The sequence below is a fragment of the Sporosarcina ureae genome (assembly GCF_002101375.1).
Lineage (GTDB): Bacteria > Bacillota > Bacilli > Bacillales_A > Planococcaceae > Sporosarcina > Sporosarcina ureae_B.
On sequence record NZ_CP015207.1, the window covers coordinates 2763344 to 2777178 of the forward strand.

The following is a 13835-nucleotide window of genomic DNA, read 5'->3' on the forward strand; positions in this document are numbered from 1 at the left end:
GTCAACTATCCGATATTAGTAGTGTAAGCGGCAGAGAGCGTCCGGCCGGCACTCAAAACCGTAGTACAAATAAGGGACACAAGGACGTGTACCCAACAACCACTCAAGGAGGAAATTAACATGATTATCAATCACAACATGGCAGCGATGAACACGCACCGCCAACTAGGTTCTAACAACGCAGCAGCAGCTAACAATATTGAGAAATTGTCTTCAGGTTTAAAGATTAACAAAGCTGGAGATGACGCAGCTGGACTGGCAATCTCCGAAAAAATGCGCGGTCAGATTCGTGGATTGGATATGGCAGCTAAGAACTCTCAAGATGGTATTTCTTTGATTCAAACAGCTGAAGGTTCTTTGAATGAAACGCATGATATACTTCAACGTATGCGTGAATTAGCTGTACAAGCAGGTAACGATACAAATACAACTGGTGATCGTGATGAAATTCAAAAAGAACTTAATTCTTTAACTTCAGAAGTTAACCGTATTGGTAACACTACTGAATTTAATACTCAAAAACTGTTGAATGGTTCTAAAGGTACTGAGGGCAGTACAACTACTAAAGCTGGTGTAACTGGTGCAACAATAGCGCCGGAAACAGTTGCAACACAAGTTTCAGTTGGTGGTTTTGACATTGAGTTCGCAGGAGCAGGTTCAAAATTAAACGGTTATGAAATAGAAATTGGAACTAGTGCTGCTTCAACTCCTTTGACAGTAACTGTCGCTGATAATAAAATTACTATTAATGGTGATTTTTCAGCTGCGGGACTAGTAGATAAAGATGACCTACAAACTGCAATTAATGATGCTCTTGGTGCCAAAGATCTTCCAGGGGTACAAGTTACTGGTACTTCAACAACAGCTACAACAGGAGCAACTGTTGCAGGGGGGAAAGATGCAGTAACTGAAGAAATAACAGCGGTTGCAGGTACTTACGAACTTAATGTGGGTAGCTCTGACATTACAATTGATGGCAAAGTATTAAAACATGATAGTTTAGGGGCCGATGGCTGGAAAGATGCTGCTTCATTGTCAAAAGCGATTAATGATGATGCAACATTAGCTGCAAAGTATACTGCAAGTGTAACTGACGAAGGTAAAATTCAGTTAACACAAAATGGTGGACAAGAGTCAGCGACAGCTCCAAAAGTTACAGGAAACGATGCATCATTATCATTACAAATTGGTGCGAATGAAAACCAATCGATGTCTGTTGATATTAGCGATATGAGATCAGCTGCGCTTGGTTTAACTGGTTCAGGTGCAGGATTCACAGCTACAGAAGGTGTGAATAACGGAACTGATTCAGCTTCTAACGAAAAAGCGTTGGATGTATCAAATGCTAAAAACGCAGCCAACGCTGTAACTCAAATTCAAAAGGCAATTGATACTGTTTCAGCAGAGCGTTCTAAACTAGGTGCAAACCAGAACCGCCTAGAACACACAATCAACAACCTCGGAACATCTTCCGAAAACTTAACAGCGGCGGAATCACGTATCCGCGACGTGGATTATGTCTTAGCTGCGTAAGCAGTGACAGACACAGTCGTCCTGACTGGTAACGGTCAGAGAGTACGACCGGGTGAATTGCTGGAAACCCCTGAAACTGTTCTTGCTACAACGTAACTGGAAACGGTAAGCGTGAAGGCTTGAAAAAAGAACAGATTGGGCAATCAGCAGCCAAGCTCCTGTCTCGAAAGAGTGGAGAAGGTTCAACGACTAGGATAGACCATCTAAGGCGCAAGCTATGGTGATGAAATCCGTAGGAAACACAAGAGGGAGTAGCTTGTGAATCCGAAGTGCCCGGCCCCTACCGAGAGTGGAGGGTGAAGATATAGTCTAGTCATTAGTGAAAGCTAATGTTCGCACGATGGCGAAAGAGATGATGGACTTTACGAAGAACAACATCTTAACTCAAGCAGCACAAGCAATGCTTTCTCAATCGAACCAGCTTCCGAACGGAGTATTACAACTCCTACGGTAAACGGTTCAGGGACGCCTATTCGGTAACGGATAGGACGCATAACTGGGTGAATTGCTGGAACCTCCTGAAGTCCACTTTCCGACAACGCAGCTGGAAACGGCAAACGTGAACGGTTGAAAAAAAGTGGAATTGGACAATCAGCAGCCAAGCTCCTGTGAGGAAACTCTGGAGAAGGTTCAACGACTAGGATATACCGTCTAAGGCAAATCGCTATGACGATGAAATCCGTAGGGCGTCATTTGACGTTCGAAGTGCCCAGCATCCTAGGTATTTAGGTACAAGGATGGAGATATAGTCTAGACCTAATTGGAAATAATTAGGGGCGCCGCAAGCCAACCAACAGCCGCAGGGCGTTCTACAACTACTACGTTAATAGAACTTTCGGCTCATAAAAAGAGACTTCCTAAAGGGAGTCTCTTTTTAAATTTACATTAAATTTTGCGATCGTAGCTCACTAATTTTATAGACCACCGACCAGTAACTTCGGCCAAGTTCATCTGCTATCTGTTGATCTGTTTTACCGGATTGCTTCATATGTCGTAAATTGCTTATTTCATCTTCAGTGTAGGCGCGCATTCGTTTTCTATCGCTGACAATCAACTGATAGTTCGGATACTCTTGACGCCATTTTTGTTTCTCTAAGTAAAATCGATACTGCCAGTTGGTTTTGTAACTCATTGAAGGGCAGGTAACTACAATGTGTTCTAAGTCTTGAAGGAATTGTAATGTATCGGCTGTCCGGCTAGTTCGTATATAATAACCGTTACCGCTTGGTAGTTTGGTCAGGCGGAATTCGACTGAGGTTAACTTTCTCATTTGTCCTTGTAAGAGCAGCAATTCTTTGTAAGTGAAACTTTGTAAATAAAGTGCTATATGGGGAGTGATGTAAATCTTTTTATGATTATGATTTACACGGGTAGTCAGCAACAGCGACCCGTCATCCATATAGATAGTGGCCAAGCTGTGCAAATCATCTAATTTGTTCAGAATGCTGAGGGGCAGCTGTTTAATCCTGTTCTTCCCCTCTATGCTCTCACTGTAAATCACTTCTTCTAGGCTGCTCCATAAGTCTCCTGTTTTTGAAATAATATGATCCCCTCTTGGAATGAAACTTAAATAGGGTTTCAATTTCATTACTTTCCAAGCGCGATATTCTTTTTGTTTGATTGAAAAGTGTTCATGATAACTGCTTCGTATACCTTTGTATTTGGACTTTTTATGAGTCAGCATACCATCTCCGATAATCGAGCCCAGCATGATATTTTGCTGTGTAGTAGAAAGATCATCCAATGTATTCAGCGGTCGCGGAGAAAAGCAGTTCTGTTGATGAAAACACTCTTGCACAATCTCACCTAAAGTTAAACCTGTTGAGGCTTGGACAGAACAAAGAATATCTCGATTTTCTTCAGTAAGACTCACTTGGTAGCGTTTGGATTCATTGTTCTCTTGTCTCGCGTAGTTGAATCTTTGAAAGTTTTCGGTTGTTACTTTAACAGAGGAAGCGTATTGCCGAATCATTTGATTGATTTCTTCTGTAGGCGAGGGAATAGATATGTGATTGGGAAGCCGTATAGTAGTCCGCTTCGCAACGGGTTTGCGAACTTCTACATTCTTGATTTTATAGGAGAACACAGGGTGGATCCAAGGTGCAACCATACCTAGAAAATACTTGATTTGCAGTTGGTCATACAGAATAAGTCTTCGTTGACCGTCTATCGCAAACAGGAAATTGAATTTACTATTTACTACATATTGAAGTAACTGAAGCTCGTCCTCGGTCCATTGCTCGGTGGAAAGAATCAGTTTCTCCAACGTGCCGTTTTCTTTCACTTTCAAGTGACCGCATTCCTGGTACCACCACGCGAGTGTCTGAGCGGTCATATATTGTTCAACAAACTCCAGAGGCATGCCCTTAGAGCCATCTTGATACCACTCACAGTATAATGCTTCAGCAGTAGCACAAGGTGCAGATTCAATTACTACGCGCTCTGTAAAGCCGAATTTACTGCGTGCATCCGTTGTTTGTTCCTTCTTAATAAGAAAGTCTGGTACACAGGATTGTAACTGTTGATAGCAGGAATGGGCCCATTCACTGTGTTTTGTTTGGAAAGTGAATCGGAAATATTTGTGGTTAGTTGCAGACGACGTAATACGTCCACTGCCAAGCAGCAATGCGCAGAGCAGACTGTTTAATTTTTCATTGGAAGAGAATAGCGAATTTATTTTTAGATGACTGTTCTTACAATTGGCGGTGTATTGTTCCTTCGCAGCATTACCATCTTCTAGTAAAAAGCCGTAAGATCGTGAATGAGTAGAGTACATCAAGGTTCCAATCGTCATAGTGAGCCCTCCTATAAGATAAGAATGTTTGTTCTTATTATATAATATTGGAAGGTTAATAGCTAATTATACTGGCATGTAAGTGTAAAGGAGGAGTAACAAATGAAGGATAACTCAGAAGAAATTGAGCGGTTGAAAGAACAACTGGAGCAGGTTAAACAGCAGGATCGGATATTGGAAGAGATCGAGAAGCGGTTGTATAAGATGAAAGAAATTGCGGAGTATGCTTCGAGGTTTCGGCTTAGTGGGGAAGAAGTGCGGGAGTTGGAGGGGCAGATAGAGGAGCATAGGGCGGTGGTTGGATCGTTACAGAATTATTTGCATGATTATTTGTATTAACGTAGGCAAGTCATCAAACAATATAATGGGTGAAAAAAGTATATCCAAGTTACACATCTATAATTCTGGAAAAATTAAATTGTTGGTAAAAGTGTACATAGACGAATTAAGTAGTAATGCTTTATATAGCGGTGATAATAGATACCATCTATAGACATAGTTTCTGTGCTTACGCACCGTATAAAAATACAAGGGAGATTAATTAAATATGGCTTTACATCCTATATGCACGAGTTCTGAGGAAATAAATCGAGTTTTAAATAGTAAGGAAATAAAAGAATTTAATATGGAGATGAAGAGAGTTTTGGATATTGAAGACATGAGTTATGTTGTTGAACTAGAAAAAAGTCCAAGAGATCAAGAAGGCTATGTGATTGAAAATAAGTTGGCGAGTACTATTCCAGATTTCAGCTTGTACAAAGTCAAAAGAATTGTTTTCTATACAGAAAATATCACTAGGTATATCAATTCTTCCTTTTCTAGAATATACAATACTCAAGTCTTTGAAAAAGTTATTGAGGTTACGATTTGTTGTATTCTACTGCATGAATTAGTTCATGTGCAACAAATTAAACAAAAGAAATTAACAAAAAAAATTTATGATCGTGAAGCAAAAAAGCCTTATGAAAAACGTACTTACGAGATAGCTGCGGATTTAGTGATTGCTGAGATTATGAATCATACCGATAAATTTACTGTGAAGGTTTGTGAATTATTCACTACGAGAAAATGTGCTACAAATGAAGATGTAGAAATACTAATTAAGACATTTAACTCGAATATGGAAAAGTAATGGGTAGTAGATTCTAAAAAAGCCAATTTTATTGGTGAGTAACTGTGTGAAAAGCTATCAAGAATGTTTTAGTAAACATGATAGTTTAACAATCATGAATGTTTTAGCACAGGTGAATTCACTTTAGGGTTAGCTTAACTAGTATGGGACGGGGCATTGCTTATTAGTTGAAGGTGGTTTGTCTAAAGTCTACTCATGTACCTGACGACATTGAGCAAGTGCACCTGCCTAAACCCGCCAGGCCAATAACCAAAGAACTTAAGAATATTAATAATAAAACCACTATCGAGAAGAATTTCGACCTCGGGTATTTCATTATTCAGTACGTTAAAGAGAAAACCGGGGAGCATATCACTCATAATAATAATTGCTAATGGATGTATGGTTTTCGCGAAAAAGCTCTATATGAAAAGTAGGAGTAGACATGCAGAGAGAATTCACAAATAGTGTTATGAACTCTACAACAATATGTAGAAAATACTTATTCAATTGCTATTGTAGACAGGAAATGAAATGCCGTTGAAATTAGGTCTGCAATTACAACGCCTACTCTAATATGCAACTATTAGTGTTGAGCACATGTGCATAGCACGACTTATGTAATATTCTAAATAGCGTTAAAACTGTGTGGTGAACAGGTACGCTGAAAATAATGGTAATACATAAGGAGAGATAATAATGGCAAATGAAGTAACAGATACTATTGCAGTACCTGAATTAATCAAAGAAAAGTTATCTGACACCATAATTTACGAAGGTGAATTTTTAATTAAGTCAGGTGAAATTCTTGTAGAGTTGGAAGGTGAAATCCACTATCTGATCACTCCAAATCCCGAAGTACGTTTTAAGGCAAGAATATTAAAAGCCGGAATGTTGGACTTGTTGAAAAATGTGAGTTGGGAATTGACTACACCCACAGGTATTAAAGGTGAGTTCTATCTGACAGATATAAATGTTGGTTTTAAAGAAGGTAGAAGTGAGTCGACAATAGAAGGTAGCTTGCAATATGAATTATCAATTTCTACTGCCGTAAAATTCAAAGAACTAAATTTTTCCGTGTTGAATTTCATTAACAATTTTGATAGAGCTTATCAATACGAGAAAATGCTATATATAGGAAGAACAGAGTTGAAGTATAAAGATTATTTAATCACTTTAGATAAATCACCAGAAAACAAATCTATATTTAGTCAGCTTAAAGCGCAGGGCGGATATAGCATAACTCATATTGGACAGATAAAGCGGTTAAATGGCAAAGCATTCGATTTAAATGAAGTAGATAATATACTAAAAAATCTTGCATGGATATTTTCATTCGTCGCTGGTCGACGAGTAGATATTAATCATATATATACTGATTTTGAAGAGTTTAGCATGATTTGCTACAGGATTCCAACTATAACAAGTTGGAAAAGTATTTCTAATTGGTACCCTGAAAAGTCTCGAGAATCTTTGGAAGAAGTTTTAAGCTGTTTATTGATTTTATTGGAAGATAAGTACTGGGAAAAACAGCTTCCCAGAATATTGTCGCAATATTTTGATGGGTTTGGTCCATCTTATCTTGAAAATAGAATTATTGGTATACAAGCAGGTTTGGAAACTTTAGCATGGGCGTATCTTGTGGAAACCAAAAGTCTATTAAACAAAAAGGAATACAACGGTTTATTGTCAGCAGGAAATAAGATTGAAAGGTTATTAACAGAGCTGAAGATAGAGACCGATTATGAAAGAATTCCAGCGTTCCAAGAAATGGGCGATAATTACGATCATGGTCCGCATCTCTTTACAACTATTAGAAATGATATAGTTCACCCAGAAAGAAATAAGAAAGAGTTAAACTCCGAACAGTTTAATTATATATGGAGAATGGGAATGTGTTATTTCGAGTTAGTTGTTTTAGCACTAAGCGGTTATACAGGTGATTATAATAATATGATGTTGGATATCGAATTTCAGCCTGAGAGAGTTCGTAAAGTTCCTTGGGCTAAAAGTAATGAGCCAGGTCGTTAAATTATATTAATGAAAGAAAGCACCAAATTACCCATATTTCAATACTCTTTCATTTGACATTTAAATTTGTCATCAACCAAATGGTCATCTATTTAAAAGCGTTCTATACAAAGAATAAAACAAGCAAACACACTGCCTGTCAGTTCCGAAAAAGAGAAATGACTGACATGTAATAAATGAACCTATTTGCAGGTCAGTCTAACAGGAAGATTGAAGACCGTAATGTTGTACTAGATGGTTTTTTTAACTTCAGAATGGATTACCATTAAATTAGGATTTTAAGGAGTGGTAAATTTGGAAAAGTATAAAGTTGTTTGTGATATGGACCCAATTATTAATTTTGAAGGAAAGCTATCTTTGAATGGCGTGTGTTTTTATTATGACTCTGAAAAATTAAAAATGGAAGTAACTATTTTGGAGACTGATATGTTGAAAGCTCAAAAAATCGCGATGAGAATGCTGAGTGAAGTATGTAATGCGCTAGCAACATATCTGAACAACACTATAAATTATGAAGTTATCTCTATTCAGCAAGTTGGAGATCATGAGACAGTTAACTTTACGTCTAATGACATATTTACATCATTAGTAGTCAGAGTTCCTTTAAATGAAAAGGGTGCTTGCAAAGTGCAAAGGTTGGTCGATTTGTCTGTTAAAAACGAAAATGTGCATAAAGTTTTCCGTCTAATTAACAACCCAGACTTTGCGACATGGACGACTCTTTACAAGGTGTTTGAAATAGTAGATCGCGATCAACAAATTGTAAATGAAGGTTGGTTGTCAAGCACTAAGAGATCAAATTTTAAGAGAACAGCAAACCATCCAGCTTCAAGCGGAGACGCATCAAGACATGGTGTCCCCAAGTCTGATAAAAAAGATCCACCATCAAAGCCTATGCAGCTAGAAGAGGCTGAAAAGTTAATTAGAGATCTAGTGGAGAGCTGGTTATATAAATTGATGGAAAGTTAATTTTTTCAGAACGAATTTCAAATTTACTATTGAGCACCTGTGCATCACACAACTTAGGAATGATTCTAAATAGTACCAGGGTTGTGTGATGTACAGGTGCGCTTTAATAGTTTAGATTAAGGAAATAAAAGGAAAAGGTTTAATTGTTTTTATAACTTAACGTTACGAGTAGTGAAAACTGGTTTGTCACAATTAGTGCAATGCGATTGATACGTTTCTTCTTTGTATTTACCGTATTGACCACTCTTGATCTCAGAGTCGTAGTGTTCACCAAAGTATTGGCTTTCACAAGTGTCGCAATTGATAATGACTTCTGTCATATTTACACCTCCTTCTTCAATACTATCTTACATTAATATCAAAACTCATTCTACAGAAAATAACAATTGGGATTGGTACCACATCTATAAAACTTAGTGAAAGGTACCTGTGTGAAAAACTAATTTACATGAATAGAAGCATGTTACGGGAAAGAAGAAAAGGTTTTTGATATTTATCAAGGAACTATATCAAAAAAAGAATGGGACGAATTCACTGAGTTCTGGGGTAGCGTAGAAGAATTAATATCAGAGGTAGTAAAAGATTTTGGAGATTAGGTAAATATGGCATCTATGCAAAAATATTTATTAATGCTTAAACAAAAAGTGGAATTTATTGAACTTACACTTCAAGAAATTACGTTGTTTAATCCTGAAATATTTTAAGTTGCTCAAGCATCTTATCTATATCACACTGGCGAACCAGAAGACCTAGAAAAAGCATTACAATTTGCTCAAGAAAAGATAAATAAAGAAAGAGTGGAAATAATTCAAAAAAATGGGGAGTTGGCAGAGATAGTTGAAGATACATTGCATGAGATACCTCAACTTGTTACAGAGATAACTATGGGGTTAGATGAAATAGCTGAAGAACTAGGCGAAATTATTATATATGAAAATCAAGGGGAAATAAATAATACTGGTGAAATGAGTTATATGATGAATAGGCAAACAACACTTTGAACCTGATTTGCTCAATAAAGTCATGTTTTAACATCGAATTTGACGATTATCATAACCAATGCCTCACACGTTATATGTCTCCCGTATACTTCCAATGTAATTATCCCCCACGAAAGTACGTCAGACAGTAAAATACCTATATTTGTAGCCGATATAATACACAATTAGCAATAAAACATATCAAATGCATGGAGGACTATATAGTGTAATCATCAAAAACCGATCGTTTGGTTTGCAACGAAATTTGAATTAGGCGAATGAGCGCTTGGAGAAATCGTAGTAGAGAGTATCTGTGTGAGAAACTAACATGATTATTGTGTTAACAATCATGTTAGTTTGGTGGTGGACAGGTACTCAACACTAAGTATTCTATAATAATGCTAAGAATAGGAAAAATATCATGGTGCAGAGAATTAAAATATATAAAGCTAGAGGTGAATAATAGTATGGAGCAAATCAATACTGTTGATGATTATTTAAAAAAGTTGTCGAGGTATGATATTTACAATAATGTCTTCTATAGAGGCCAATTAGAAGTTTATAAAAGTATTATATCAAGCGTCTCTAGAAATGTAGGATATACAATTAATGAAAACTTCATCTACGAAGAAGCAATTAATATGAAATCTATAGAATTTGCTGATTTACCCCTGCCTATTGAACGCTTGTCGAAAATGCAGCATTATGGAATTCCAACAAGACTTGTAGATTTAACAGTTGATCCATTAATTGCGCTTTTCTTTGCTGTACAAAATTTTGATGACGAATCACATGGTAACGTATATGTTTTTGTTCGACCGGAGCGTAGTCTAAATGATAAAAGGATTAAACTGTTGTCTCTTCTTGCAACATTAGAATCATATAATCTAGATTTAATTAAAGGTTCATATTTGGAATGCTATTCTGAAAAAATAACAGAAGATGAAATATTAGAATTTGCTTCAGAAGCAACATTTATAAAGTACTCTGTTGAGCTTCAAAAATCTAATGAAAGATTATATTGCCAAAAAGGTTCTTTTGCAATATGCGGTAATGAAACAATTGGTAAGGAAATAAGAAAGTCTATACTGCCCCTTGATTCAATTGAACCAACAATGGTAATACGGATTCCTTTTGAACATAAACAAGCAATTAAGAAAGTGCTTGATGAAAAATATAATATTAACGAAACTACTATATATCCAGAGTTCCCATCGGTTGCCGATTACCTAAAGGAGAAGTATAGAAAAGTAGATTTTGATCTGGATGGTACATATAACATTTTTCAAGTGCAAGATGTTTCTCATGCAGGTGCTAGAAGGTGCTCTATTGTAGCAGTATTAAATAAAGTTCTGCGAATAGAAGAGGTAAAGAATATTGGAATTCAGATCATTGATCAATACAGAAGGAAAAACGATGTTGTATGGGTTTATATTGCAAAGAATGGCGATGACTATATTATGAAAAACTGGATGATAAGAGGCCAATGGATTAGAGAATCATTAGATCCTAGTTACAAACCACTTCTTATTGGGGAAGCAGATGAATTAGGCTATATATGGCGCTTCGAAAAATCCTACAGTACACTGGCTGATTATTATGATGAGTATGCCTTTATAGACGATAAAATTCTTTTTACTCTAAACATGAAAGCATTTGAAGAATTTGAACCCCATTATAAATATATGTTAAGCGCCTTTGAAAGCGGAGATATGAAGGAATTAGAAGAATATGCTTTTGATAATGCAAGTGTGATTACTAAGCTTTTTCTAAAGTTTGGTGATTGTGGGCATTCAAGAAATGATGAATTTAATAAATACTTGAACAATTTTCAAGGAGTAGCTTTGCATTTGGATAATGTGATCTTGTGGCTGAAAAAGGAAGAATTAAATTCTCGTGCTAAAAGATACCAGATTTCAAATTGTTTTAGGGATGCTAAGTTACATTTCGATACAATAAAGGATCAAGCAATATATTGGAAAAAGGCCATTGATCTTTCAGATGAGGAGTACAATGAAATTGATACTGAAAAAATAAAAATTAGGGAATACCAATATAAACAAACAATACCACTAAATCCGGATGGCTTAGATGTTACTTTTAACCTTGATATTTCCCGGAACAGTGACAATACAATGAATATAAGGGGAACGACTAATCTCTTTGATAAGGCTTCACTGATGATTTCTTTGAGAAATTCTAATGATTTACTATTGGCACAGAATAAGTCGTTAGTGGAAAATGGACGATTTGATTTTGGAAGACTTGGAAAAGAAGACATTGGGTTCAATAAAGGAAAGTATAAAGTAGATATTTCTCTCGCTATTCCTACGGTGCAAAATAAAGAATTTTTATTAAAATCAGGAATTGAATATGAGAATTTAAAAGGTAATTATATTGATAGAACCGGTATGGGACCAACGGTTAGTTATACTAAGGAATTCGAAATTTGATTGAATATTGAGATGGCCAAATGTTAAGCATTGAAGAATATATCGCACGCAGAAAGAAAGAAAGAAAGAAAGAAAGAAAGAAAGTAGAAAGAAAGAAGATAATCTCAATGAATTTGACGTTGATGCACGTACTCAAAATATGAAAATCTGTGTAGATTATATTTTTAAATATCTTGATAGATGGGTCAATTTCATAATTGCTCTTTTTTAAAATACAAACAAGGGCAGAATTTGCGATTTGTATTTCAAAATACAGAAATAAGGCTGATTGAAGTAGTTGGAGCCTTATGTTAATTCGGTCAGCCGCGAATTTATATGCGTTGTAAATTAGTGAGGGGTACCTGTATGAAAACCTATCATGAATATTCTAATATTTACGTTAGGTTTATACAATCATGAAAGTTTGGTGCTTAGGTGCGCTAAAATGATTATACAAGAAATTTTTACTCACAGATACATTAGAATGAAAAGTGAATTGTTTTTTGTTTTATTGCTTTGCTTCCTATACATCAAACCAAAAACGGAATGTACATATTGAAAATCTATTCTGTTACATTTATATGTGAAGTCTTTAGTGTGATTTTAAAGGAACTAATGCTCCTTTTCTAAAATGCTGGTAAGTAAAGAGAGGGAAGCGAAAATAGAACTAGAGAAAAAATTAAGGTTAGGTACAATCCAGAGTGGTTTGCGGCGATCTTACAAAAGGCTTAACAATTGTCTACCTGTGCATCAAACAACTCTGGCACTATTCTGAATCGTTCTAGAGTTGAATGATGTACAGGTGAACAAAATAATACTTAGCCCTGATACTATTCCAAATAGTTCATGAGTTGTGTAATGCATAGTTCGCACTCAATTGAAAAAGAAGTGACAATTAAGCCGCTTCAATTTCACTTTTTCACCTTATCTAGAAATTACCAAATGGATCTAAAATGCCATCAAAATTTATACTAATGTCTAATTTTTTACGAGTTCCTTGTATATTTCCCTATACTCTTCATTCTTAAAATTCAAAAAGACACATATCTCATCATCTTACTCTTGAAAAAATCCAATGAGCATAAAATATGAGTGCTTAGACTTTATGAATATGTTATCTTTACCATCATATTTTAAGTGAAAAGGTACTTGTGGAATAGGAAATCTTTTATCTGCCATTGCAAACTTTTGAGAAATTAAAACAGCCCATTTTCCTTTACCAATTACACTTTCACTTAAATCGTCTACAAATCTAACTTTGTGAAAATTTTCATAAAGTAATTCCAATATCTTATACACATAAGCCTTATCTTCCTGATAATTCGTATTGACCATTTTGCCAATTGTAGTGTCTTAAAAAAAGTCATGCTCTTTCATTTTTAATAATAACTCTTTTGGTTCAATATTCATTTAAATAAAACACCTCCCAAAGAATACTTATTCAGTTGGTCATGAATTTATACCCAAAAGCACACAGATTAAGTGCTACTGATATCTCATTATCTTATAGACCACAATTTTTATTTAAAGACAATGAAAGTATTTATAGATACGGTGTGGAGATTTTGAAAAAATGGTATGTAGGTGATTAATAAATATTTATTTCATGATCAAATAACCTTTTTGATCAATAAAAAATCCCTACTCAAATACATAAAAATTAACCCACCCAATATGAGACAAGGCCCTGCCCAGTAGTCACAGGTAATCTGCCCAAATCCGACAGGTGTACCTGACGACATTGAGCAAGTGCACTTGCCTAAACCCGCCAGGCCAATAACCAAAGAACTTAAAGAATCTTAATAATAAAACCATTGTCGAGAAGAATCTCGACGTTGCACATTTCATTATTCAATACGTGAATGACAAAAACCGAAAGCATGTCACTCACAAAAATAATTGTTAATGGGTGTATCCTTTTCGTGAAAAAGCGCTATATGAAAAGTGAGAGTGGACACGCAGAGTGAATCCACACAGAGTGTCAT

11 protein-coding genes are annotated in these 13835 nt (G+C 35.8%); 8 read left to right on the forward strand and 3 right to left on the reverse strand.

Annotated elements, in window-relative coordinates; translation table 11 throughout:
• The first annotated feature begins 120 nt into the window (after positions 1–120).
• Positions 121–1533, forward strand: coding sequence for a flagellin N-terminal helical domain-containing protein (locus SporoP8_RS16685; RefSeq protein ID WP_085132986.1), 1413 nt, complete (start codon positions 121–123; stop codon positions 1531–1533).
• A gap of 355 nt (positions 1534–1888) precedes the next feature.
• Positions 1889–1987, forward strand: coding sequence for a flagellin (locus SporoP8_RS13505; RefSeq protein WP_369802598.1), 99 nt, complete (start codon positions 1889–1891; stop codon positions 1985–1987).
• A gap of 426 nt (positions 1988–2413) precedes the next feature.
• Here the strand turns inward: SporoP8_RS13505 and SporoP8_RS13510 are convergent, their stop codons facing one another.
• Entirely contained in the window at positions 2414–4327 is a 1914-nt protein-coding gene (locus SporoP8_RS13510; RefSeq protein ID WP_085132988.1) for a hypothetical protein, read from the reverse strand.
• 102 nt (positions 4328–4429) lie between these two features.
• Between SporoP8_RS13510 and SporoP8_RS13515 the strand changes: the two genes are divergently transcribed.
• From SporoP8_RS13515 to SporoP8_RS13530, 4 genes are all read left to right on the forward strand, one after another.
• Positions 4430–4666 carry a hypothetical protein gene (locus SporoP8_RS13515; protein ID WP_085132989.1) on the forward strand — a complete coding sequence of 79 codons (237 nt, stop codon included), beginning with the start codon at positions 4430–4432 and terminating at the stop codon, positions 4664–4666.
• Positions 4667–4874: 208 nt separating this feature from the next.
• A complete protein-coding gene (locus SporoP8_RS13520; protein ID WP_085132990.1) occupies positions 4875–5459 on the forward strand; it encodes a hypothetical protein in 585 nt (194 codons plus the stop codon).
• A gap of 678 nt (positions 5460–6137) precedes the next feature.
• Positions 6138–7469: a YopA family protein gene (locus SporoP8_RS13525; protein WP_085132991.1), complete on the forward strand. Its 1332-nt coding sequence runs from the start codon at positions 6138–6140 to the stop codon at positions 7467–7469.
• Between the two features lie 294 nt (positions 7470–7763).
• Positions 7764–8438: a hypothetical protein gene (locus tag SporoP8_RS13530; RefSeq protein ID WP_085132992.1), complete on the forward strand. Its 675-nt coding sequence runs from the start codon at positions 7764–7766 to the stop codon at positions 8436–8438.
• Positions 8439–8587: 149 nt separating this feature from the next.
• Here the strand turns inward: SporoP8_RS13530 and SporoP8_RS16590 are convergent, their stop codons facing one another.
• On the reverse strand, positions 8588–8758 hold the full coding sequence (locus tag SporoP8_RS16590; protein ID WP_157111266.1) for a hypothetical protein: 171 nt from the start codon (positions 8756–8758) through the stop codon (positions 8588–8590).
• A gap of 477 nt (positions 8759–9235) precedes the next feature.
• Between SporoP8_RS16590 and SporoP8_RS13535 the strand changes: the two genes are divergently transcribed.
• Complete coding sequence (locus SporoP8_RS13535) at positions 9236–9439, forward strand: hypothetical protein (RefSeq protein ID WP_085132993.1); 204 nt, start codon at positions 9236–9238, stop codon at positions 9437–9439.
• Positions 9440–9885: 446 nt separating this feature from the next.
• Positions 9886–11871 (forward strand): FRG domain-containing protein, encoded by a 1986-nt coding sequence (locus SporoP8_RS13540; RefSeq protein ID WP_158232357.1) that lies wholly within the window; start codon positions 9886–9888, stop codon positions 11869–11871.
• A gap of 1035 nt (positions 11872–12906) precedes the next feature.
• Here the strand turns inward: SporoP8_RS13540 and SporoP8_RS13545 are convergent.
• Positions 12907–13149, reverse strand: a complete 243-nt coding sequence (locus SporoP8_RS13545; protein WP_143560965.1) for a hypothetical protein — start codon at positions 13147–13149, stop codon at positions 12907–12909.
• Between the last annotated feature and the right edge of the window lie 686 nt (positions 13150–13835).